Origin of the sequence: Pseudomonas sp. EA_65y_Pfl2_P74 (assembly GCF_963970575.1) — a bacterium.
Taxonomy (GTDB): Bacteria; Pseudomonadota; Gammaproteobacteria; order Pseudomonadales; family Pseudomonadaceae; genus Aquipseudomonas; species Aquipseudomonas baetica_A.
The window spans coordinates 82768-105816 of record NZ_CAXAOQ010000008.1 but is presented as its reverse complement, the minus strand read 5'-3'; the positions used below and the strand labels follow the sequence as shown (position 1 = coordinate 105816).

The 23049-nt window shown below is 60.0% G+C and carries 18 protein-coding genes; 7 read left to right on the top strand and 11 right to left on the bottom strand.

All coding sequences use genetic code 11. The features are described 5' to 3' along the window. Nucleotides 1–127: 127 nt before the first annotated feature. From AACY18_RS08240 to argE, 4 genes are all read right to left on the bottom strand, one after another. A complete protein-coding gene (locus tag AACY18_RS08240; protein WP_339464664.1) occupies nucleotides 128–1474 on the bottom strand; it encodes an OprD family porin in 1347 nt (448 codons plus the stop codon). Between the two features lie 412 nt (nucleotides 1475–1886). Then, a complete protein-coding gene (locus AACY18_RS08235) occupies nucleotides 1887–3212 on the bottom strand; it encodes an OprD family porin (RefSeq protein ID WP_339464663.1) in 1326 nt (441 codons plus the stop codon). A gap of 562 nt (nucleotides 3213–3774) precedes the next feature. After that, nucleotides 3775–5076 carry an amino-acid N-acetyltransferase gene (gene argA, locus AACY18_RS08230; protein WP_339430421.1) on the bottom strand — a complete coding sequence of 434 codons (1302 nt, stop codon included), beginning with the start codon at nucleotides 5074–5076 and terminating at the stop codon, nucleotides 3775–3777. A 184-nt stretch (nucleotides 5077–5260) separates the two neighbouring features. Further along, nucleotides 5261–6415, bottom strand: coding sequence for an acetylornithine deacetylase (gene argE, locus AACY18_RS08225; protein ID WP_339430422.1), 1155 nt, complete (start codon nucleotides 6413–6415; stop codon nucleotides 5261–5263). Nucleotides 6416–6571: 156 nt separating this feature from the next. On the opposite strand from argE, the gene AACY18_RS08220 reads away from it, so the two are divergent. Then, nucleotides 6572–7942: a CYTH domain-containing protein gene (locus AACY18_RS08220; RefSeq protein ID WP_221734056.1), complete on the top strand. Its 1371-nt coding sequence runs from the start codon at nucleotides 6572–6574 to the stop codon at nucleotides 7940–7942. A gap of 93 nt (nucleotides 7943–8035) precedes the next feature. On the opposite strand, the gene AACY18_RS08215 is transcribed toward AACY18_RS08220, so the two are convergent. Beyond that, on the bottom strand, nucleotides 8036–8500 hold the full coding sequence (locus AACY18_RS08215; protein ID WP_221734057.1) for an Lrp/AsnC family transcriptional regulator: 465 nt from the start codon (nucleotides 8498–8500) through the stop codon (nucleotides 8036–8038). A gap of 126 nt (nucleotides 8501–8626) precedes the next feature. Here AACY18_RS08215 and AACY18_RS08210 point away from each other — a divergent pair, with 126 nt between their 5' ends. The 5 genes from AACY18_RS08210 (at nucleotide 8627) to AACY18_RS08190 (ending at nucleotide 12688) form a co-directional block, all read left to right on the top strand. After that, nucleotides 8627–8965 (top strand): hypothetical protein, encoded by a 339-nt coding sequence (locus AACY18_RS08210; protein WP_339430423.1) that lies wholly within the window; start codon nucleotides 8627–8629, stop codon nucleotides 8963–8965. 92 nt (nucleotides 8966–9057) lie between these two features. After that, the gene (locus AACY18_RS08205) at nucleotides 9058–10842 is read left to right on the top strand and encodes a GspE/PulE family protein (RefSeq protein WP_339430424.1); all 1785 of its coding nucleotides are present in this window, start codon (nucleotides 9058–9060) and stop codon (nucleotides 10840–10842) included. A gap of 91 nt (nucleotides 10843–10933) precedes the next feature. Then, nucleotides 10934–11854: an SPFH domain-containing protein gene (locus AACY18_RS08200; protein WP_339430425.1), complete on the top strand. Its 921-nt coding sequence runs from the start codon at nucleotides 10934–10936 to the stop codon at nucleotides 11852–11854. 3 nt (nucleotides 11855–11857) lie between these two features. Then, complete coding sequence (locus AACY18_RS08195; RefSeq protein WP_339464662.1) at nucleotides 11858–12301, top strand: NfeD family protein; 444 nt, start codon at nucleotides 11858–11860, stop codon at nucleotides 12299–12301. 66 nt (nucleotides 12302–12367) lie between these two features. After that, nucleotides 12368–12688, top strand: a complete 321-nt coding sequence (locus AACY18_RS08190; RefSeq protein ID WP_169843014.1) for a DUF2388 domain-containing protein — start codon at nucleotides 12368–12370, stop codon at nucleotides 12686–12688. Between the two features lie 182 nt (nucleotides 12689–12870). Here AACY18_RS08190 and gcvP read toward each other — a convergent pair whose 3' ends face one another. Then, nucleotides 12871–15744 carry an aminomethyl-transferring glycine dehydrogenase gene (gene gcvP / locus AACY18_RS08185; protein WP_339464661.1) on the bottom strand — a complete coding sequence of 958 codons (2874 nt, stop codon included), beginning with the start codon at nucleotides 15742–15744 and terminating at the stop codon, nucleotides 12871–12873. A gap of 158 nt (nucleotides 15745–15902) precedes the next feature. On the opposite strand from gcvP, the gene AACY18_RS08180 reads away from it, so the two are divergent. Continuing rightward, on the top strand, nucleotides 15903–17045 hold the full coding sequence (locus AACY18_RS08180; protein ID WP_339464660.1) for a DegT/DnrJ/EryC1/StrS family aminotransferase: 1143 nt from the start codon (nucleotides 15903–15905) through the stop codon (nucleotides 17043–17045). Between the two features lie 54 nt (nucleotides 17046–17099). Here AACY18_RS08180 and gcvH read toward each other — a convergent pair whose 3' ends face one another. From gcvH to AACY18_RS08155, 5 genes are all read right to left on the bottom strand, one after another. After that, complete coding sequence (gene gcvH / locus AACY18_RS08175) at nucleotides 17100–17483, bottom strand: glycine cleavage system protein GcvH (protein ID WP_339430429.1); 384 nt, start codon at nucleotides 17481–17483, stop codon at nucleotides 17100–17102. Nucleotides 17484–17531: 48 nt separating this feature from the next. Beyond that, nucleotides 17532–18614, bottom strand: a complete 1083-nt coding sequence (gene gcvT, locus AACY18_RS08170; RefSeq protein WP_339464659.1) for a glycine cleavage system aminomethyltransferase GcvT — start codon at nucleotides 18612–18614, stop codon at nucleotides 17532–17534. 156 nt (nucleotides 18615–18770) lie between these two features. After that, complete coding sequence (locus tag AACY18_RS08165) at nucleotides 18771–20387, bottom strand: ABC transporter permease (protein ID WP_339430431.1); 1617 nt, start codon at nucleotides 20385–20387, stop codon at nucleotides 18771–18773. Nucleotides 20388–20544: 157 nt separating this feature from the next. Further along, nucleotides 20545–21549 (bottom strand): extracellular solute-binding protein, encoded by a 1005-nt coding sequence (locus AACY18_RS08160; RefSeq protein WP_339464658.1) that lies wholly within the window; start codon nucleotides 21547–21549, stop codon nucleotides 20545–20547. 176 nt (nucleotides 21550–21725) lie between these two features. Then, nucleotides 21726–22943: a 2-octaprenyl-3-methyl-6-methoxy-1,4-benzoquinol hydroxylase gene (locus AACY18_RS08155; RefSeq protein ID WP_339464699.1), complete on the bottom strand. Its 1218-nt coding sequence runs from the start codon at nucleotides 22941–22943 to the stop codon at nucleotides 21726–21728. Nucleotides 22944–23049 lie beyond the last annotated feature (106 nt).

Below are 23049 nucleotides of genomic sequence, written 5' to 3'. Positions count from 1 at the left end.
AGTAGCTGCAAAAGAGTGGAACTTCGGGGAGGGCTTACGGGGGTGAGTCTGACTCGAAAACGCAAAAGCCCCGTCCGGCGCGATGCCGGACGGGGCTTTTTTTACTTCAGCGAATCGAGACGCGCGATTACAGCAGCGGGATCGAGTAGCTGACGATCAGGCGGTTTTCATCCTGGTCACGCTGACCTGGGATGTCGTTGCGCCACATAGCGTTTTTCCACATCACGCCAACGTTCTTCAGCGGGCCTTCTGGTACGACGTAACCGATGGTCAGGTCGCGTTCCCACTCGGAGTTGCCATGGCCGTTTTCACGGCCATTTTTACCCACGGTGTCGATATTATCGCCACGCAGGTAAACCACACCCGCGGTCAGGCCAGGCACGCCAACCTTGGCGAAGTCATAGGAGTAGCGAGCCTGCCACGTACGTTCGCCAGCACGGGCAAACTTGGCGATCTGCATGTCGGTGGTGATGTAAGCCGAGGACCCATCACCCTGGTTCAGCCAAGGGAAGTCACTGCTGCCGTTGCTGACCTGGTAGCCGCCGCCGAAGGTATGACCTTCAACGCTATACAGGAACAAGCCGCTGTAAAGGTTGTTGTCGACTTTGCCCTTACCCGCATTGAAACCGGTGTAGTTACCGTTACTGAAATAAGCCGAGTCGTGGCCGTTCAAGCCGTCATCGGAGCTGTTGAAATAACGCAAGTCCGATTTCAACACGCCAGGGCCGATTGCCCAGTTGTGAACCAGGCCCAGGAAGTGCTGTTTGTAGAAGTCTTCCAGATTGCCGTAGTAGTACTGGGCAGTCAGGTCTTTGGTGATTTTGTAATCACCACCGGCGTAGATGAACTTGTTGCTGTTAGCCGTACGAGCACTTGCACCGCCAATGGCCAGGTTCTCGTTATTGCTGGAGTTACGCCCCTTCACAGCTTCGATCTGACCGCCAATCAGCGTCAGGTCTTTGATCTCGTTGGACGTGATCTGGCCACCTTGAAAGGTTTGCGGCAGCAGACGGCCATCGTTGGTCACGATGACTGGCAGCTTTGGCTGCAGGGTGCCGAGCTTGAGTTCAGTCTGGGAGATCTTGGCTTTGGCAGTCAGGCCCAGGCTGGAGAAGTTGTTAACCGCTTTGCCATTGGACTCACTTGGGAAAACCGTGCCGCCGTACGACGTGCTGCTGGTTGCCCCATTGGTGCCGCCACCCGAATCCAGACGCACGCCCAACAGGCCGATGGCATCGATACCGAAACCGACGGTGCCTTGGGTGTAACCGGAGATGAAGCGCAGATCGAAGCCTTGGCCCCATTCTTCAGCTTTGCTCTGGGTGGAGTGAGCACCCGAGTCACGGTTATCGTTATTGATGTAGAAGTTACGCAGCCCCAAGGTAGCTTTGCTGTCTTCGATGAAACCGGCGGCGCCTGCCTGCTGCGCCAAAACCCCTACGGCCACAGCCAGGGCCAAGGTGGACTTGTTCATGTATCGCTCCTATCGTTTCTAGTTCTTTTGTTGGCGGTTGCGGATCGATTGCCCGCAATCCTCAACGTGTCATTCGCGGCTGGCCGTTTACCCCCCAGCCAAAGCCGCGGAAGAATACCCCGGCATAATCCCAAAAAGAATTATCCAGCTCTTTTTCATAGCGTTAGGGTATATACAAACGCACCACCGATCCGAGGTATCGGCTGAAGCGCCGATTCCTGAATGCCAGGATTGTCGAGGGACAAAATGGCCAAAACACCGGGCAGATCACCGGCTCCGGACGGGCTCACTTTAGCCCCCCGCATAAAAAGCAAAAAAAGAATAAAAAACAATTAGAAGCTCTAATTAAGGAATATCAAAAAAAACGCAAAAAAAACCTCGCCAAAGGGCGAGGTTCTTTTTCGAGAACTTTTTACATGAAGCTATAGGTGTAGTTGAAGATCAGACGCGTTTGATCCTGGCTGGCGATGCCGGTACCGCTGCCACGGTAAGTACCATGACGCACCGTCGTGCCAAACCCTTTCAGAGCACCTTGCTGAATGGTGTAGTCCACACGCAGGTCACGTTCCCACTCGGACTGATCGGCGCCACCGTTCTTGGCTTTGATGTCATCACCGTACAAGTAGGCAACCGAGGCTTTCAGGCCAGGCACGCCCAGCGCAGCGAAGTCATAGCTGTATTGACCGAACGTGGTGTTTTCACCAGCACGAATGAAGCTGTTGACCATCGCATCAGTGAACAGGTAGAAGCTCGCGCCCCCCGCACCTTCGTTACGACCATTGCCATCGACCACGTTGCCTTGGTTCAGGAAGACGAAACCACCGTCATCGTTGACGCGCTGATGACCCACCAGGAAGGCACTGCCACCCAAGGTGTAGGTGAACATCGCACTCCAGGTTTTGTTGTCAACTTCACCGGCGTTCTTGGCATAGCCACCGTTGTTGTTGAACTGATAGCCGGCTTCGCCGTTCTTGCCGTCGGAGCTGCTGTCGAAATAGCGGATATCGGTCTTGAACGACTGGTTGGTGCTGATCGGAAGAACGTGCACCAGACCGAAGAAATTCTGCTTGTAATAGTCTTTCAGGTTCGAGTGGTAGTACTGCAGGGTCAGGTCTTTGGTGACCTTCCAGTCAGCACCGGCATAACGGAACTGATTGCTGTCCTGCGTACCACCGGCCACGGCCAGGCCGGTACTGTTTGACGAGGCGCGACCCACCGCGTGCTCGAGCTGACCGGCGTTGAAGGTGACGTTGTCGATTTCCTTGGAGGTGATCGTGCCACCCTCGAAGGTTTGAGGCAGCAGACGGCTATCGTTAGCGACCAGAATCGGCAAGCTAGGTTGCAGCGCGCCACCCAAGTGAGCTTCGGTCTTGGACAGACGTGCCTTGACGTTACCTGCGATGCGGCTCCACGACTGCGTGGCCGAGCCGTCGGAATCACTTGGATTGAACGAATTATTGTTTGGGTGATGACCACGGCCACCGTCCAGGTGAATACCGCTGAGCGCCTGGACATCAAGACCAAAACCGACCGTGCCTTGAGTGAAACCGGACAGGTAATCGAACTTGAAGCCCTGCGCGGCTTCTTTCTGATCCGATCCGCCGTCACGATTGTCGGCATTGAAGTACATGGTGCGAGAACTGATGGACGCCTTGCTGTCTTCGATGAAACCCGCGGCGCCTGCCTGCTGCGCCAAAACCCCTACGGCCACAGCCACGGCCAAAGTGGACTTATTCATTGTTAAGCTCCTCTCGTTTCTAATTCTTGTTTTCCTGGCCCGGATCGATGCCCGAGTCCGAAGGTTCGCGATTAGCGCCAGAGCGTGACCCACAAGTCAATCGTAACTTTGTGTGTCTACGACCATGGTCTAATCTCCGGTTTTTTGGTCCATGCAGGTTCATGAATTCGTCATGAACCTGAAAAGAATGGATACCTTCTTTTCTAATACCCTTTAGGAATTTGAACCCCGCATTTGCGCGCTATGGTGCTCCCCACGACAACGCGCCAGTCAATTCCTGAAGGGTATTAAGAGCATCCTGTTTAGTCCGTTTTGCACTGAAGCAATCCAGACACAATTCCGTCACCCCAACAGCCAACCCAGCGCACTATCCGGGTCAATTGTTACAGTTTGTGTATCGGAAGATTTTTTCCGCTCACAGCGCAGCCGCCGTCCTTGCCGGCATGACCCGGCTCGATTCAGACGTCGTTTTCAGTGGTGGGAAATCAGGAGGAGAGTGTCAGAAGAAACACGATGGGATGGGGAGCTTGCAGCCTGTACCGGCTCCCCACCCCCTGATGAATCAAAGCGTCTTTTCGAAGATCTTCGAATTGCGCTGAAAGTTGTACAACGAGGCCCGCGCTGCCGGCAGACGCTCAACGCTGCTTGGCTCAAACCCACGCTCACGGAACCAGTGCGCAGTACGCGTGGTGAGGACGAACAATGTCTTCAAGCCTTGGGCCCGGGCACGAGTCTCGATGCGCTCCAGCAGTTCATCACCGCGACCGCCGTGGCGGTACTCCGGGTTTACTGCCAGGCAGGCCAGTTCGCCGGCATCCGATTCGGCAATCTGATACAGCGCCGCACAGGCGATGATCATGCCTTCACGCTCAACCACGCTGAACTGCTCGATTTCGCGCTCCAGCACTTCGCGCGAACGACGCACCAGAATGCCTTGCTCTTCCAGCGGGCTGATCAGGTCGAGCAAGCCGCCGACGTCTTCAATCGCCGCCTCGCGTACCAGCTCGAATTGCTCCTGGGCCACCAACGTACCGCCACCGTCACGGGTGAACAGTTCGGTCAGCAGCGCGCCGTTCTCGACGTAACTGACGATATGGCTGCGCGCCACGCCGCCACGGCAGGCTTCAGCGGCGGCATCGAGCAACTCCGCCTGATAATTGCTGCTGCCCAGACGCTGCAAATGCGCCGGTACTTGCTGCGGGCGCAGCTCACGCACCAGTTTGCCGTTCTCGTCGATCAGGCCAAGGTCAGCGCCGAACAGCAGTAACTTGTCGGCGCCCAGGTCAATGGCGGCGCGAGTAGCGACGTCTTCGCAAGCCAGGTTGAAAATCTCGCCGGTCGGCGAATACCCCAGCGGCGACAGCAACACAATCGAACGCTCGTCCAGCAAACGGTTGATGCCCTTGCGGTCGACCCGGCGCACTTCGCCGGTGTGGTGATAGTCGACCCCTTCCAGCACACCGATCGGCCGCGCGGTAACAAGATTGCCGCTGGCCACGCGCAGACGCGAGCCCTGCATGGGCGAGGAAGCCATGTCCATCGACAGGCGCGCTTCGATGGCGATCCGCAGTTGGCCAACGGCGTCGATCACACATTCCAGCGTCGCCGCATCGGTGATGCGCATGCCGTGGTGGTAATGCGGAGTCAGGCCGCGAGCGGCGAGGCGGGTTTCAATCTGCGGACGCGAACCGTGCACCAGCACCAAACGCACGCCGAGGCTGTGCAGCAGCACGATGTCGTGGACGATGTTGCCGAAATTCGGATGCTCAACGCCGTCGCCGGGCAGCATGACGACGAAGGTGCAATCGCGGTGGGCATTGATATAAGGGGACGCGTGACGAAGCCAATTAACGTATTCGGGCATGAACCTGGGCCTGTAATAAATAGCAGCCGGAAAAAAGGGCGAAACGGAAAACGCACAGCGGGCTGGTGGTTATCGTCGGAACAGGCTTGGCGACACGCGCGCTCTCCTCATGAATACGGGTTGGGATGTTGGCAATTTACAGCGTTTGATCGGACAAAACACAGCCCGCTCCCGCAAGGAAACATCAGGGTTTGTCCGGGCTCAGGCAGTAATGTTCAATCAACTGTCGCAATAGATGCACGGTAGGCTGCAAACGTGACATTTCAAGGTACTCGCCGGGCTGATGCGCACAAGCGATGTCGCCAGGGCCGAGCACGATGGTTTCGCAGCCCAGGCGCTGAAGATAAGGCGCTTCGGTGCCAAACGCTACTGCTTCGGCACGGTGACCGGTGAGCTTTTCGGCAATACGCACCAATTCGACATCTTCAGCCTGCTCGAACGGCGGCACCTCCGGGAACAACGGTTTGTAGTCGATCTTCACCTGATGCCGTTCGGCGACCGGGTTGAGCTTGCGCAGAATCTCGGCGCGCAGCACGTTCGGGTCCATGCCCGGCAACGGGCGCAGGTCGAATTCCAGGGAACACTGGCCGCAGATACGGTTGGGGTTGTCGCCGCCATGGATGCAACCGAAGTTCATCGTCGGTTGCGGCACGCTGAACTGTGGGTTGTTGAATTCACGCTGCCACAGCAGGCGCAGGCCACGCAGTTCGCCGATGGCATCGTGCATCGCTTCGAGGGCGCTGTGGCCCAGGCGCGGATCCGACGAATGGCCGCTCTGCCCGAGAATGTCGATGCGCTCCATCATGATGCCTTTGTGCATGCGGATCGGCTTGAGCCCGGTCGGCTCGCCGATCACGGCAGCACGGCCCAGCGGCCGCCCAGCCTCGGCCAGCGCACGGGCGCCGGACATCGAGCTCTCTTCATCGCAAGTGGCGAGGATCAGCAGCGGTTGCTTGAACGGTTGGTCGAGCAGCGGGCGCACGGCTTCGATGATCAGGGCGAAGAAGCCCTTCATGTCACAACTGCCCAGACCGACCCAGCGGCCATCGACTTCGGTGAGAGTCAGCGGATCGGTCTGCCACAACGCATCGTCGTACGGCACCGTGTCGCTGTGCCCGGCCAGCACCAGCCCGCCGGGGCCGCTGCCGAAACTGGCGAGCAGGTTGAATTTGCCGGGAGTGACCTGCTGGATATCACAGCTGAAACCCAGATCACCCAGCCAGCCGGCAAGCAGATCGATGACCGCCCGGTTGGACTGATCCAGGTTCGGTTGGGTGCAGCTGACCGACGGCGCGGCAATCAGCGCAGTGAACTGGTCTTTCATGGACGGCAAAGGCATCGCTGACTCCAACTCCCGAGTTGAAGTCCATCATAGAACCATCCGGCGCCAGGAATAAACCGCCGCAGGGCGTAGGACGAATCAGTCCTGTACACTGCACGGCCTTGGCAGCCACACATTCCCCCGGCTGCGCTCCCGATCCTGGATTTTCCGGCCATGCAGAAAGAAACCGAAATCAAACTCCGCGTCAGCCGCGAAACCCTCGCTGCCCTGCGCGAGCACCCGCTACTGAAAAAACGCAACAAAAGTGGCTGGGAACGCCGTGAGTTGATGAACCAGTACTTCGACACCCCCGAGCGCGACCTGGCCCAGGCCAAAGTTGCCCTGCGCCTGCGCAAGGATGGCGATGAGGTGATTCAGACCCTCAAGACCCGTGGCCAGAGCGTTGCCGGTCTGTCCGAGCGTAACGAATACGACTGGAACCTGCCCAAAGCCAAGCTCGACGTGAAGAAACTCGACGGCGAATGCTGGCCCGAGGAACTGGCCGAACTGGACAAGAAAACCCTGAAGCCGATCTTCACCACCGATTTCGTTCGCGAGCGCGCCGAAATCGCCTGGGGCCGTGGCAAGAGCAAAGTGGTCATCGAAGCCGCTCTGGATCTGGGCCACGTCGTGGTCGGCAAACAGAAAGAAGAAATCTGCGAGCTGGAACTGGAACTGCGCGAAGGCGAGCCTGCCGCGCTGCTGGAACTGGCCGCCGAACTGGCCGAAACCCTGGCTCTGATGCCGTGCGACATCAGCAAGGCCGAGCGTGGCTACCGTCTATATGACGCCAACAGCTACTCGCTGAGCCTGCCGGCGCCGCAACTGACAACCGAAACGCCACTGGACGACGCCTTCGCCGCGCTGTGCTGGCACTTGCTCGGCAGCAGCCAGCGTCTGGCTGAACAGTACCGTTTCAACGGTCACTGGCGCCTGTTGCTGGACTGGGTCGAAAACCTGGCGGAAATGCGCGCCCTGCTCAGCAGCCTCGGTCAGGCTGCGCCGCGTCCATCGACCCACGACCTGCGCGTCGCGCTGGATGCATTGCTGGAAGACTGGCGTCCGCTGGTTCAGGCCGGTATCGAAGACGAAGACGTGCGCAAAGCCGCGCCGGAGCAGTTCCTCGAAGAACTCCAAGACCCACGCTGGGGCCTGTTCTCGCTGAACACCTCGCGCTGGTTGCTGGCCCGCACCTGGACCGCCGAGCGCAACACGCGTGGCAATCGTCAGGGTGGCGCGCAGTTGCACAGTTGGTTGCCGCGCCTGTTGGGCGAAGAAGCCACGTCCCTGCAATTGCAGCGCTATCAGCAACAGCCGGAAGATCTGGCCGAGCAACTGCCGCGTATCGAGCGCATTCAGGTCTGGCTGCACCACGCGCGCAACGTGCTGGAGATCCCGGAAATGGATCGCCTGTACGGCGAGCTGAACAAACTGGCGCAACTGGCCAACGAGCCAACCATCACTGACGAATTGCTCGATGCGCGCAAGCAGCAGGCGATTGCGGTTTATCAGAATCGTGCGTGGAAAATGCTGCTGCGCATGTAACACCGCTTTCGCGAGCAGGCTCGCACACAGGGAAACTCATTCCAAATGTGTGCGAGCCCGCTCGCGAAGCGGCCATTACAGACGCCTGAAAACTCAAACCGGCAGGCTCGTTGTGGACTTGATCTCTGACAACGCCACAATCGAGTTCACTTCCTGAATCCCCGGCACCAGCGACAGCTTCTCGAAGAAGAACCGCTCATAGGCCTCGATGTCCGCCGCAACAATGCGCAGCAGAAAGTCGACCGCGCCCATCAGCACATAACACTCCAGCACTTGCGGAAAACCACGAATCGCTTCGGTGAATTCGGTGAAGTTCGAACGCCCGTGCGCATTGAGTTTGATCTCGGCAAAGATCTGCGTGTTCAGGCCGATTTTCTTGCGATCCAGCAACGTCACCTGCCCGCGAATGATCCCTTCCTCCTTCATCCGTTGAATCCGCCGCCAGCACGGTGATTGCGACAGCCCCACCTGTTCGGCGATCTGCGCACTGGACAGCGAAGCGTCCTCTTGCAGCAGGGCGAGAATCTTGCGGTCGTAGCCGTCCAGTTCGCTATGCATAAAAAAACCTCAAATAGACAACTTTGCGAATTGATCTTCCCGATCAGCCGCCATTAACGCCAATCATAGATAAGAAATACCCGGCACCGAATGTAAAAATTCCTCCAGCGATTTTGGAGACTCGTCATGCCGCACCTCGAAGCCGTAACCCCCCCACCCACCCGCGCCGACGTCTGGAACGTCAGCAACGCCCATTGCCTGGCGCACTATCAGATCCTCGCCGAGGCCGAGCCGGATTTGCTGGTGCGAGTGCTGAACCTGTTCGCACTGCAATTGCTCACGCCCGAGCAGGTCAACGTGCAGCGGCTGGACGATCTGCTGTCGATCGATCTGATCATGGGCGGCCTGAGCTGGCATCGCGCTCAGGTCATCGCGCAAAAGCTTCGTAACCTGATCAGCGTCTGCTCGGTGAATCTGCAAAACGCCGACAGCGCGTGGGAGGCGCCAGCGCAGGCTGCCGGCTGACAAATCCGGCAACGGCTTCGTCGGGTAGTGGCCCAACGGTCTGCCGGGCCGCGACTATCCTTTGGCGCAACGTCGCTTAAAAGGAAGCCCGCATGTCCGTTCAACTCGCTATTCAGGACCGCTGGCTGGAACTCAACGATGTGCTGCGCGAACTGGTCGCCCAAGGCTTCATCAGCCAGGACTCGGCGGAGCAGGCGCTGATTGCGCGCCGCCGTCATGCCGCCCACGGTCAGATACACCCGCTGGAGTTCATCGCCAGCCAACAACTGGACGACCTCAGCCGTCCGGGCAAGCACCTCGATCTTGAAAGCCTGACCCTGTGGCTGGCGCAGCAGGCCGGCCAGCCGTACCTGCGCATCGATCCGCTGAAGATCAACGTCGCCGCCATCACCCCGCTGATGTCCTACGCCTTTGCCCAACGGCACAAGATCCTCGCGGTTGGAGTCGACCGCGACTCGGTGACCGTGGCCAGCGCCCAGCCCTATGTGAACGGCTGGGAAGCCGACCTGACTCACGTACTGAAGCTGCCGATCAGACGGGTGGTCGCCAACCCGGTAGATATCCAGCGCTTCAGCGTCGAGTTCTTTCGCCTGGCCAAATCGGTCAGCGGCGCGAGCAGCGGCGATCAGCAGAACGGTAACCTGGGCAACTTCGAGCAACTGCTCAACCTCGGTGCCAGCGATCAGGAGCCGGACGCCAACGACGCGCACATCGTCAACATCGTCGACTGGCTGTTCCAGTACGCCTTTCAACAGCGCGCCAGTGATATCCACATCGAACCGCGCCGCGAGCAAGGCACGGTGCGTTTTCGCATTGATGGGGTGCTGCACAACGTCTATCAATTCCCGCCACAGGTGACGATGGCGATTGTCAGCCGCCTGAAAAGCCTCGGCCGGATGAACGTCGCCGAAAAGCGCAAACCCCAGGACGGCCGGGTCAAGACCAAGACCCCGGACGGCGGTGAAGTCGAGTTGCGGTTATCAACGCTGCCCACCGCGTTTGGCGAAAAAATGGTCATGCGCATCTTCGACCCGCAAGTGCTGCTCAAGAACTTCGATCAGTTGGGTTTTTCCGCCGACGACCTGCGCCGCTGGCAGGACATGACCCGACAGCCCAACGGCATCATTCTGGTCACCGGGCCGACCGGTTCGGGCAAGACCACCACGCTGTACACCACGCTGAAGAAGCTGGCGACGCCGGAGGTCAACCTCTGCACCATCGAAGACCCCATCGAAATGGTCGAGCCGGCATTCAACCAGATGCAGGTGCAGCACAACATCGATCTGAGTTTCGCCGCCGGGGTGCGCGCGCTGATGCGGCAAGACCCGGACATCATCATGATCGGCGAGATCCGCGACCTCGAAACCGCCGAAATGGCGATTCAGGCTGCACTGACCGGGCACCTGGTGCTGTCGACCTTGCACACCAACGACGCACCGAGTGCGATCAGCCGTTTACTCGAACTGGGCGTACCGCATTACCTGATCAAAGCCACCGTACTCGGGGTCATGGCGCAACGACTGGTGCGCACCTTGTGCCCTCATTGCAAGGCGCCGCTGACACTCGAAGATGAGGACTGGCAAACCCTGACCCGCCCCTGGCAGGCGCCGCTGCCGGGCAGTGCCCATCGCGCCATCGGTTGCCTGGAGTGCCGCGACACCGGTTATCGCGGCCGCGCGGGGGTCTACGAAATCATGCAACTGAGCGACAGCCTCAAAGCCTTCATCACCCCGGACACCGACCTCACTGCGATCCGCCGCCAGGCGTTCAAGGAAGGCATGCGCAGCTTGCGCCTGTCCGGCGCACAGAAAGTGGCGGCAGGGTTGACGACGATTGAGGAGGTGCTGCGGGTGACGCCGCAGAGCGAGCACAAATAATCAGATTGCCATCAAGCTGTTCTTAAGCCCGGGCCACGCCGTTACACTGGCGCCATCGCAACCCCATTGATCCATCCAACAAGGAATCGTTATGCAGACCGGAAGTGTGCTTTTACTGTTTGTGGCCCTGGCAATCGCCATTCTGTTCATGGGTTTCAAAGTCGTGCCCCAGGGTTTCGAGTGGACGGTCGAGCGCTTCGGGCGCTACACCAACACCCTCAAACCTGGCCTGAACATCATCATTCCGGTGATGGATCGTATCGGTCGCAAGATCAACGTGATGGAAAGCGTGCTGGACATCCCTCCTCAGGAAGTCATCACCTCCGACAACGCCACGGTGCAGATCGACGCCGTGTGTTTCTTCCAGGTGGTCAACACGGCCCAGGCCGCCTACGAGGTGAACAACCTCGAACACGCCATTCGCAATTTGCTGCAGACCAACATCCGCACTGTGCTCGGTTCCATGGAGCTGGACGCCATGCTCAGCCAGCGTGACAACATCAACGAACGGCTGCTGCGCACCGTCGACGAAGCCACCGCCCCCTGGGGCATCAAAATCACCCGGATCGAAATAAAGGACATCAGCCCGCCCGCTGACCTGATGGCTGCCATGTCCGGACAAATGAAAGCCGAACGTATCAAACGTGCGCAGATCCTCGAAGCCGAGGGCCTGCGAGCCTCGGCGATCCTCACCGCAGAGGGCAAGAAGCAGGCACAGATTCTGGAAGCCGAAGGTAGCCGTCAGGCCGCGTTTCTTGAATCCGAAGCCCGCGAGCGCCAGGCCGAAGCCGAAGCCCAGGCGACCAAAGTGGTGTCCGAAGCCATCGCCGGCGGCAACGTACAAGCGGTCAACTATTTCGTCGCGCAAAAATACATCGACGCACTGGGCAAACTGGCCTCGGCCAACAACAGCAAAGTCATCCTCATGCCACTGGAAGCCAGTTCGATGATCGGCGCGGTGGGTGGGATTACCGAAATTGTCAAAGCGACTTTTGACGGCAAGAAGGTCTGAGTCATGCCGACCGAACTGTTCACCTTCTGGAGTTGGCTGGGGCTGGGCACGGTGTTCCTGATCCTCGAAGTGTTCGGGGCTGGCGGCTATCTGTTGTGGATCGGCATGGCGGCTGCCGCTGTCGGGGTCACAACGTTTGTCTTGCCGACGCTGCCGTGGGAAATCCAGCTGGTGCTGTTTGCGCTGTTTTCGATCCTGACCGCGCTGTATTGGTGGCGACGCCAACGCACCGCGGTGCGTCGCAGTGATCAACCACTCCTGAACCTGCGGGGGCAGGAATTGATCGGCAACGTGTTCGTGGTCAGCGAAGCGATTGCCGACGGTCACGGCAAGATCAAGGTTGCTGATGGCGTGTGGATCGCCAGAGGGCCTGATACACCGGTTGGCGAGCGTGTTCGCGTGACCGGGCAACAAGGCGCGATTTTGTTGGTTGAGCGTGCCGAATGATTGCGTACGGAACCGGATCGGGAAAATGACGATCCAACGCCGTAGTTAACCCCCAGGAGTCACCTCATCATGCGTCTCAAACTTGCTGTCGCCACGCTGGCCTTGCTGTCCCTTCCCGTTGGTTCGGCCATGGCGGACAGCTTTTGGCGTAACGTCATTTCGTCCGGTGCCACCACCGGTTCGACTTACCTGACCTTCAAGGATCACAAATTGATCGTCGCGGCACAGGACGATGCCGGCAGTTTCGTTGCCAGTGACGGCGGCATTCGCGGTCCGTATCTGGAAGCAGCGATGCAGAAAGTCCGCGCCGACAACCCGGGCCTGCAAGCGACGGACATGGAATTGGCGAATGCGATTCTGGCGAAGAACGCCGTGGCTTCCGAATAAGCCTTTCGCCCACAAAAATGCCGCTCGATTGGGCGGCATTTTTTTGCTCGCTATTTCACATTCACCATAGAACCCTGTGGGAGCAGGCTGGCTCGCGAAGGCGTCAACCCAGCCAATATCTCTACTGACTGACACACCGCTTTCGCGAGCCAGCCCACAGTGGATCCGGTTCAACCGTCAGTTCAGCGGTAGTCGTCCACCGGTACGCAGGCACAAAACAGGTTGCGATCCCCGTAAACGTTGTCCACCCGATTCACCGCCGGCCAATACTTGTGCGCTTTGGTATGGGCATCCGGGGTGATGCCCTGCTCGATGCTATAGGGCCGTTCCCACACCCCGGTGACATCCGCCAACGTGTGCGGCGCATGCTTGAGCGGATTGTCTTCGGCCGGCCAGTTGCCATTTTGCACTTCGTTGATTTCGGCGCGGATGCTCAGCATCGCGCCGATGAAGCGGTCCAGTTCAGCCTTGGATTCACTCTCGGTCGGTTCAACCATCAACGTACCCGGCACCGGGAACGACATGGTCGGCGCATGGAAGCCGTAGTCCATCAAACGCTTGGCGACGTCTTCCTCGCTGATACCGGTCTGCGCTTTGAGTGGCCGCAGATCGAGAATGCATTCATGGGCTACCCGACCGTTGCGTCCGGTGTACAGCACCGGAAAAGCACCGGATAAATGCTGGGCCAGATAATTCGCCGCCAGAATCGCCACCTCGCTGGCGTCCGCCAGTTGCGGCCCCATCATCGCGATGTACATCCAACTGATGGGCAGAATGCTCGCACTGCCCCACGGCGCCGCGCTCACGGCGCCGTTCTGCGCCATTGGCCCGTCAATCGGCACCACCGGATGATTGGCGACGAACGGCGCCAAGTGCGCGCGAATGCCGATCGGCCCCATACCCGGCCCGCCACCGCCATGGGGAATGCAAAAAGTCTTGTGCAAGTTCATGTGCGAGACATCGGCGCCGATGTCTGCTGGCCGCGTCAGTCCAACCTGCGCATTCAGGTTGGCGCCATCCATGTACACCTGACCGCCGTGCTGGTGGATAACCTCGCAAATCTCGCTGATGCCCTCCTCGTACACGCCGTGGGTCGACGGATAGGTCGCCATCAGGCACGACAGCTTATTCCCCGCCTCGGCGGCTTTGGCCTTCAAGTCCTCCAGATCAACGTTACCCGCGTCATCACACTCGACGATCACCACGCGCATCCCGGCCATCTGCGCCGAGGCCGGGTTAGTGCCGTGGGCCGAGGACGGAATCAGGCAGATATCCCGCGCGCCCTGTTGACGACTCTCGTGATACTTGCGGATCGCCAGCAGCCCGGCGTACTCGCCCTGAGCCCCGGAGTTGGGCTGCATGCAGATTGCATCGAACCCGGTGATCGCGCACAACCAGCGCTCCAGCTCCTCGATCATCAAGGTGTAACCGACCGCCTGTTCTCGCGGCGCAAACGGATGCAGGTGGGCGAACTGTGACCAGGTGATCGGGATCATCTCGCTGGTGGCGTTGAGCTTCATGGTGCAGGAGCCCAGCGGGATCATCGACTGGTTGAGCGCCAGATCCTTGTTCTCCAATTGCTTGAGGTAACGCAGCATCTCGGTTTCGCTGTGATGGGCGTTGAACACCGGATGACGCAGGTAAGGCGTGTTGCGCTGGAGCGGAACGGGTATGCCGGAAAGCAGCACTTCAGCGTCAAGATCGTCAACGATCAGCCCATGATCGGCACCCAGCAGCACATCAAAAAGTTTGGCGACGGTGCGTTCGTCACAGGTTTCATCGAGGCTCAGACCGACTCGGCCACGGCCAAGAATCCTCAGGTTGATCTGCGCCGCCTGAGCACTTTCGATGATCGCGGTTTGCGCGCCGCCCACCTCCAGCGTCAGCGTGTCGAAAAACTGTGTGTTGACCCGGTTGATGCCGTGACGCTCAAGACCGGCGGCAAGAATGCAGGTCAGCCGATGCACGCGCTGGGCGATCCGTTTCAAACCTTCCGGCCCGTGATAGACCGCATAGAAACTGGCGATGTTGGCCAGGAGAACCTGCGCGGTGCAGATATTCGAGTTGGCCTTCTCGCGGCGGATATGTTGTTCGCGGGTTTGCAGGGCCATGCGCAACGCCACGTTGCCCCGGGCGTCTTTCGACACCCCGATGATCCGCCCGGGAATCGCCCGTTTGTATGCCTCGCGACTGGCAAAAAACGCGGCGTGCGGGCCGCCGTACCCCATAGGCACGCCAAAGCGCTGGGATGAGCCGAACACCACATCCGCGCCCAGTTCACCCGGCGGCGTCAGCAACAGCAAACTCAGTAAATCGGTGGCGACACAGGCCAGTGCCTGTTGCGCATGCAGGTGATCGATCAACGGCCGCAGATCACGGATCTCGCCGTGCGTGTCGGGGTATTGCAGCAGCGCACCAAACACTTGGTGCTGCTTCAAGTTATCCACAGCGTCGACGATCACTTCAAAACCGAAGCCCTCGGCGCGGGTCTGCACAACGGAAAGGGTTTGTGGATGACAGTTTTCGTCGACGAAAAACAGATTGCTCTTGGACTTCGCCACGCGCTTGGCCAACGCCATGGCTTCCGCTGCCGCCGTGGCTTCGTCGAGCAGCGAGGCATTGGCCAGTTCGAGGCCGGTGAGGTCGATGGTCAGTTGCTGGAAATTCAGCAGCGCTTCGAGCCGGCCTTGGGCGATCTCCGGTTGATAGGGCGTGTACGCGGTGTACCAGCCGGGATTTTCCAGCACGTTGCGCAGGATGACGGTCGGCGTGAGGGTGCCGTGGTAGCCCATGCCGATCAGGCTGGTCCAGACCTGATTTTGCTCGGCATAACCGTGCAACCTGGCCAGCGCCGCTTGCTCATCGAGGGCTGGCGGCAAATCCAGCGCACGATTGAGGCGGATACTCGGCGGCACGGTTTGCTCGATCAGTTCGATCCGACTGCCGAGCCCCAGGCTGTCGAGCATCGCCTGCTGCTCGGCGGCATCGGGGCCCAAGTGACGGCGCAGGAAGGCATCTGGATCACGTAACTGGCTCAGGGACGGCAATTGGGACATGACGGGCTCTCTCTTGGCTGGCGCTCGGCGTCAATGCAACACGGTCAAACCAGCATAGCAGTCGATATCGACGCGCACGGCTTGGCGCCGACGGCGGTTTCGGGCCATGCTGTGGCGCGCCTGCCTCAGGCATCCAACCAGCGGATGATCGACGCCCCATGAGCCAACTGCCATTCCTGCCGTTTTCCAAACCCGTTATCGATGAAGCAACGATTGCCGCTGTAGGCGACGTGCTGCGCTCCGGCTGGATTACCAGCGGGCCGAAAGTTCAGGCCTTTGAAGCGCAGCTCTCGCAATACTTTGGCGGGCGCCCGGTGCGCACGTTCAACTCCGGCACCTGTACCATGGAAATCGCCTTGCGCATTGCCGGCATCGGCCCGGGCGACGAGGTGATCACCACACCGATTTCCTGGGTGGCCACGGCCAATGTAATCCTTGAAGTCGGCGCCACGCCTGTGTTTGCCGACATCGACCCGATAACCCGCAACATCGACCTGGATCAACTCGAAGCCGCCATTACACCGCGTACCAAAGCGGTGATTGCGGTGTATCTGGCCGGTTTGCCAGTGGACATGGATCGCCTGTACGCCATCGCCGCCCAACACAATCTGCGCATTGTCGAAGACGCGGCTCAGGCCCTGGGTTCGAGCTGGAATGGCCAGCGCATTGGCGCAACCGGCGACTTCGTGTCGTTCAGCTTTCAGGCGAACAAGAACGTGACCTGCTCCGAGGGCGGTTGCCTGGTGCTGAACACGCCCGAGGAAGCACGGCTGGCGCAGAAGTACCGCTTGCAGGGCGTGACCCGCCATGGTTTCGACGGTCTGGACGTCGACGTGCTCGGTGGCAAATTCAACATGACCGACATCGCCGCCGCCATCGGCCTTGGTCAATTCGCCCATATCGAGGCGTTGACCGCCCATCGACGTGAACTGGCCCGACACTATTTCAAATGCTTCGGCGAGGATTTCGAAACCACCTATGGCGCGCAATTACCGCCCGCGGATTTCGAGAACAGCAACTGGCACCTGTTTCAGTTGGTATTGCCGGAGCGCCAGGATGGCTTGCCGGCGCGGGCCACGTTCATGGAGCAGATGCAGGCGCGTGGCATTGGCATCGGCTATCACTACCCGCCGATCCACTTGCTGAGCCTGTACCGCGAGCGCGGCTTCAAGGAAGGAACGCTACCTGTGGCCGAGCGGGTCGGGCGACTGATTGTGTCGCTGCCGATGTTCACCACCATGACCATGGAAGATGTCGAGCGCTCGGTGGCGGCAGTGAAAGCCGTGTTGGGCGGCGCCTGACGATCGCCCACCAAAAAGCCCCGACGGATCGGGGCTTTGGGTATTGCGTTTGGTTTACTCGCCGATGACAGCCTTGTAGGCCGCTGCATCGAGCAGTTTTTCCAGATCAGCGGTGTCGCTTGGCTTGAGCTTGAAGATCCACGCGCCATACGGATCGGAGTTGAGCAGTTCCGGCGAGCCGCTCAGCTCTTCGTTGACGGCAATCACTTCACCGCTGATCGGGGCGTAGATGTCGGAAGCCGCTTTCACCGATTCGACCACACCGGCCTGATCTTCAGCCGCAAACACTTTGCCCACGTCGGTCAGCTCAACGAACACCACGTCGCCCAGCGCTTCCTGCGCGTGATCGCTGATGCCCACGGTAACGGTGCCGTCAGCTTCCAGACGCGCCCACTCATGACTTTCGGCAAAACGCAGTTCAGCGGGGATATTGCTCATGCTCGGTGTCCTCAGGAAATTGTCAGCGGTCGTGCCCGCCGGAAAAGGTTAGATCAAAGTTTTGCCATGGCGCACGAAGGTCGGTTTGACCACGCGAACCGGATACCACTTGCCACGGATTTCCACTTCGGCGCGATCGGCGGTGGCCATCGGAACACGCGCCAGGGCAATCGATTTGCTTAGCGTAGGAGAGAAACTACCACTGGTGATCTCCCCTTCGCCAACATCGGCGATACGAACCACTTGATGAGCGCGCAAAACACCGCGTTCTTCCAGCACCAGGCCGACCAGTTTTTGCGCAATGCCAGCGGCTTTTTCCGCCTCAAGCGCCGCGCGGCCAATGAACTGACGCGATGCCGGTTCCCAGGCAATGCTCCAGGCCATGTTCGAGGCCAGTGGCGAAACGTCTTGGTGAATGTCCTGACCGTAGAGGTTCATCCCGGCTTCAACACGCAAAGTGTCGCGGGCGCCCAGGCCGATCGGGGAAATGCCGGCGCCGACCAGATCGTTGAAAAACGCTGGCGCCTGATCCGCTGGCAGGGCGATTTCCAGACCGTCCTCACCGGTGTAACCGGTGCGGGCAATGAACCAGTCGCCGTCAGCGTAAGCTTCGAAAGGTTTGAGGTGCTGGATCAGCGTGGCGCGGGACTGGGTCACCAGTTCGGCAATCTTGTGTCGGGCTTGCGGGCCTTGAATGGCGAGCATCGCCAGCTCTGAACGTTCGTGCAATTGCACGTCGAACCCGTCCAGTTGCGCCTGCATCCAGGCCAGATCCTGATCGCGGGTGGAGGCGTTGACCACCAGGCGATAACCGTCGTCGAGGCGATAGACGATCATGTCGTCGACGATGCCGCCACGCTCGTTGAGCATGGTGCTGTACAACGCACGGCCGGGGCGGTGCAGGCGTTCGACATCGTTGGCCAGCAAATGCTGGAGCCAGGCCTTGGCCTGAGGACCATCAACGTCGATAACGGTCATGTGGGACACATCGAACACCCCGCAATCGCGGCGCACTTCGTGATGCTCCTCGACCTGCGAGCCGTAATGCAGTGGCATGTCCCAACCGCCAAAATCGACCATCTTCGCGCCGAGGGCGAGATGCAGGTCATACAGAGGCGTACGCTGTCCCATGGGTTTCTCCTTCCGGGCGTGGCGAAGGTGCGGACAGCCGCTGCACGGCGCTCAAGCCTTGAAATAGAAGGCTTTCAGCCGAGTTCAGCGAACGGGTCTGTCAGACGATCCGCACCGAATGCCGCGCATTGTAGCCGCATGATTCAGGACTGACGACTAAGTGTTTCTGTGTGCAGAACGTCTGATCAGGCCAATGACCGGCAACAACCCGACCAGAACCAGGGTCAACGCCGGTAATGACGCCCTCGCCCACTCCCCTTCACTGGTCATCTCGAAGATCCGCACAGCCAGCGTATCCCAGCCAAACGGGCGCATCAGCAGGGTCGCGGGCATTTCCTTGAGCACATCGACGAACACCAGCAACGCCGCGCTCAGCGTCCCGGGCAACAACAACGGCAGATACACTTTGAAAAACAGTCGTGGCCCACTGACACCCAGGCTACGTGCCGCTTCGGGCAAAGAGGGCCGTATACGCGCCAGGCTGTTTTCCAACGGGCCATAGGCCACAGCGATAAACCGCACCAGATACGCCATCAGCAACGCTGCCAGACTGCCGAGCAACAATGGTTTGCCTGCGCCACCGAGCCAGCCGGAGAGCGGAATCACCATTTCCCGGTCCAGATAACTGAACGCCAACATGATCGATACCGCCAGCACCGACCCCGGCAAGGCGTAACCGAGATTGGCCAGACTCACCCCGGAACGAATCGCCCGAGTGGGTGCCAGACGCCGGGCGAAGGCCAGCAGCAACGCAACGCTGACGGTCATCAACGCCGCCATCCCCCCCAGGTACAGGGTGTGAATGATCAGTCCGACGTAGCGCTCATCCAGATCGAAGCGTCCGCGCTGCCAGAACCAGACGATCAGTTGCAACAGCGGAATGACGAACGCGCAGGCGAAAACCAGTCCACACCAACTCATTGCCGCGAACGCCTTCAACCCACGCAAGTGATACAACGCCTTGACCCGCGGCCGCTCGTTGCCCGCCCGGTTGGCCCCTCGCGCGCGGCGCTCGCCATACAGCACCAGCATCACCACCAACAACAACAGGCTGGCCAGTTGCGCAGCGCTCGACAGGCTGAAGAAGCCGTACCAGGTTTTGTAAATGGCGGTGGTGAAGGTGTCGAAGTTGAACACCGACACCGCGCCAAAATCGGCGAGGGTTTCCATCAGCGCCAGTGCCACGCCGGCACCGATGGCCGGACGCGCCATCGGCAACGCCACGCGCCAGAACGCTTGCCACGGTGATTGGCCAAGCACCCGCGCCGCTTCCATCAGCCCTTTGCCCTGCGCGAGGAACGCAGTGCGCGCCAACAGGTAAACGTAGGGATAGAAAACCAGCACCAGCACCACAATCACCCCGCCGGTGGAACGCACCCGCGGCAGTCGCAGGCCCGAACCGAACCACTCGCGCAGCAGGGTTTGCACGGGGCCGGCGAAATCAAGCAGGCCGACAAAGACAAACGCCAGCACGTAGGCCGGGATGGCGAACGGCAACATCAGCGCCCAGTCCAGCCAGCGTCGCCCGGGGAATTCGCACAGGCTTGTGAGCCAGGCGAGGCTGACGCCGAGCAGCGTCACCCCGACACCGACGCCCAGCACCAGCGTCAGGGTGTTGCCCAGCAGGCGCGGCATCTGGGTTTGCCACAGGTGCGACCAGATCTGCTGGTCGATGCTCTGCCATGAGAGCAGCAACACGCTCAGGGGCAACAGCACCAGCGCAGCAATGGCGAAGACGATGGGATACCAGCGGCGTTGGACGGGGTGGGCCACTTTTGGCTCTCTGAGGGCTAAATGATTGTGCCCACGCTCTGCGTGGGCACACATCTTATGAGGTTCCGCGTCAGGGTTTCAGCAAATCGACGCGCAGCGTCGGGGGCTGCGTTCCACCCGGAGCGTGGCCACGATCAACGGTGAGCAAGCAACAGACTCAGTTCCAGCCGGCACGATCCATCAACCGAATCGCTTCAGCCTGGCGCTTGCCTGCCACTTCCACCGGCAAGGTGTCAGCCACGAACTTGCCCCAGGCTGCCACTTCTTCGGACGGCGCCACCGCCGGGTTGGCCGGGAACTCCTGGTTCACGTCGGCAAAGATCTTCTGAGCCTCAGGGGTGGTCATCCACTCGACCAGCGCCTTGGCCGCCTCAGGGTGCGGCGCATGCTGGGTCAGACCGATGCCCGACAGGTTGACGTGTACGCCGCGATCGGCCTGATTCGGCCAGAACAGTTTTACCGCCAGATCCGGCTTCTGCTTGTGCAGACGGCCGTAGTAGTAAGTGTTGACGATGCCAGCATCGCATTGCCCGGCGTTGATCGCTTCGAGCACCGCGACGTCGTCGGAGAAGACGTCGGTGGACAGGTTGTTGACCCAGCCCTTGAGGATTTCTTCGGTCTTCGCTGCGCCATGGACTTCGATCATGGTGGCGGTCAGCGACTGGTTATAGACCTTCTTCGCGGTGCGCAGGCACAGGCGGCCTTCCCAGTTTTTGTCGGCCAGCGCTTCGTAGGTGGTCAGTTCGCCCGGTTTCACCCGTTTGGTGGAATAGGCGATGGTCCGCGCACGCAGGCTCAGGCCGGTCCAGGCATGGGTGGACGAGCGGTATTGGGCGGGAATGTTGGCATCGATGGCTTTGGAAGTGAACGGCTGGAGAATGCCCATTTGCTCGGCCTGCCAGAGGTTGCCGGCATCGACGGTCAGCAACAGGTCGGCGGTGGCGTTTTCGCCTTCGGCCTTGATGCGCTGCATCAGCGGCGCTTCCTTGTCGGTGATGAACTTGATCTTCACCCCGGTCTTGGCGGTGTAGGCATCGAATACCGGTTTGATCAGTTCATCGATACGCGAGGAGTAAACCACTACCTCGTCGGCGGCCTGGGCGGTGGCGGTGCCGATCAGGGTCAAGGCCAGTGCGGTCAGAAGACGCTTGGGTGCCAACATGGGAGTGATCTCTCGGTCGGAAAAGGTGGGCCAAATGATAAGGACTCACATTTAGGTTCTCAATCGAACACTTTCCCAAGGAGTTACCAGATGTTGCGCAGCCTGTAACTTGTGCTGTCGGTTCTGCCCCCTTCGCGAGCAAGCTCGCGAAGGGGGCAGTAGCCTCAATGAAAATCTCAGGGCTTGGCGAGGGCCGGAAGATCACCGGTCAGGCCGAGGGCCTCACGTACAAACAGCGCCTTGGCCTCCGGCATCTGTTCAACCAGCTTCAACCCGGCATTGCGCAACCAGCGCACCGGCAACGGATCGGCCTGGAACAACCGTTCAAAGCCTTCCATCGCCGCCATCAGCGCCAGATTGTGTGGCATGCGCCGACGCTCGTAACGGCTCAGCACTTTCACATCGGCCAGACGCTCGCCGCGCTCCGCCGCTTGCAACAGGACTTCAGCCAGCACCGCCGCATCAAGAAAGCCCAGGTTCACGCCTTGCCCGGCCAACGGGTGAATGGTGTGTGCGGCATCGCCGATCAGCGCCAGGCCTTCGGCCACATAACGCTTGGCGTGACGCTGACGCAGCGGCACGCACAAGCGTGGATCAGCACTGATCACGTCGCCAAGTCGACCTTCAAAGGCGCGTTCCAGCTCGCGGCAGAAATTTGCCTGATCCAACGCCATCAGACGCTCGGCCTCACTTGGCGTGGTCGACCACACGATCGAGCACCAATCCTGCTGCCCGTCACGCTCCAGCGGCAGAAACGCCAGCGGCCCGTGATCGGTAAAGCGCTGCCATGCGGTCATCTGATGCGGTTGGCTGCTGCGCACGCTGGTGACGATGGCGTGATGCAGGTAATCCCACTCGCGAGTGGCCACGCCTGTCAGGCGGCGCACCGCCGAGTTGGCACCATCGGCCGCGATCACCAACGGCGCGCGCAATTGACGGCCATCGGCCAGGGTCAGCAACCAATCGTCACCCGAGCGGCGCATCTGCTCCAGTCGGGCGTTGGCCAACATGCCCAGGTCGCAGTCATGCAAGCGGTCGAGCAAGGCATCCTGCACTACGCGGTTTTCGACGATATGGCCAAGCACATCGGCATGCACGCTGCTCGCCGAAAAATGGATCTGCCCGGTGCCGCTGCCATCCCAGACATGCATGTCGGTGTAAGGGCTGCTGCGTCGTTTGGCGATGCCGTCCCACACGCCAAGGCGTTCGAGAATTCGCTGGCTGGCGGCCGATAGCGCACTCACCCGCGGTTCAAATGCCGCGTCGGCATCGAAGGGTTTGACGCTCAGCGGGCTGCCGTCGAGCAGCAGGACTTCCAGCCCGCTGTCCTGCAACGCCAGCGCCAAAGCGCTGCCGACCATTCCGGCTCCGACAATCAGCAGATCTGCGCGCATTTCCATGCTTTAAGCCTGTCTCGCTTGCGGCTTGAGCCGCACGTAAAGGGTTTTACCGACCACGCCAGTTGGCGGCGCGATCCTGAAAGTGAAAGTGCCGGCCAGC

Coding starts and splice junctions, on each gene's coding strand:
- AACY18_RS08240 (WP_339464664.1), bottom strand. CDS start 1,474: ATGAACAAGTCCACCTTGGCCCTGGCTGTGGCCGTAGGGGTTTTGGCG.
- AACY18_RS08235 (WP_339464663.1), bottom strand. CDS start 3,212: ATGAATAAGTCCACTTTGGCCGTGGCTGTGGCCGTAGGGGTTTTGGCG.
- argA (WP_339430421.1), bottom strand. CDS start 5,076: ATGCCCGAATACGTTAATTGGCTTCGTCACGCGTCCCCTTATATCAAT.
- argE (WP_339430422.1), bottom strand. CDS start 6,415: ATGCCTTTGCCGTCCATGAAAGACCAGTTCACTGCGCTGATTGCCGCG.
- AACY18_RS08220 (WP_221734056.1), top strand. CDS start 6,572: ATGCAGAAAGAAACCGAAATCAAACTCCGCGTCAGCCGCGAAACCCTC.
- AACY18_RS08215 (WP_221734057.1), bottom strand. CDS start 8,500: ATGCATAGCGAACTGGACGGCTACGACCGCAAGATTCTCGCCCTGCTG.
- AACY18_RS08210 (WP_339430423.1), top strand. CDS start 8,627: ATGCCGCACCTCGAAGCCGTAACCCCCCCACCCACCCGCGCCGACGTC.
- AACY18_RS08205 (WP_339430424.1), top strand. CDS start 9,058: ATGTCCGTTCAACTCGCTATTCAGGACCGCTGGCTGGAACTCAACGAT.
- AACY18_RS08200 (WP_339430425.1), top strand. CDS start 10,934: ATGCAGACCGGAAGTGTGCTTTTACTGTTTGTGGCCCTGGCAATCGCC.
- AACY18_RS08195 (WP_339464662.1), top strand. CDS start 11,858: ATGCCGACCGAACTGTTCACCTTCTGGAGTTGGCTGGGGCTGGGCACG.
- gcvP (WP_339464661.1), bottom strand. CDS start 15,744: ATGTCCCAATTGCCGTCCCTGAGCCAGTTACGTGATCCAGATGCCTTC.
- AACY18_RS08180 (WP_339464660.1), top strand. CDS start 15,903: ATGAGCCAACTGCCATTCCTGCCGTTTTCCAAACCCGTTATCGATGAA.
- gcvH (WP_339430429.1), bottom strand. CDS start 17,483: ATGAGCAATATCCCCGCTGAACTGCGTTTTGCCGAAAGTCATGAGTGG.
- gcvT (WP_339464659.1), bottom strand. CDS start 18,614: ATGGGACAGCGTACGCCTCTGTATGACCTGCATCTCGCCCTCGGCGCG.
- AACY18_RS08160 (WP_339464658.1), bottom strand. CDS start 21,549: ATGTTGGCACCCAAGCGTCTTCTGACCGCACTGGCCTTGACCCTGATC.
- AACY18_RS08155 (WP_339464699.1), bottom strand. CDS start 22,943: ATGCGCGCAGATCTGCTGATTGTCGGAGCCGGAATGGTCGGCAGCGCT.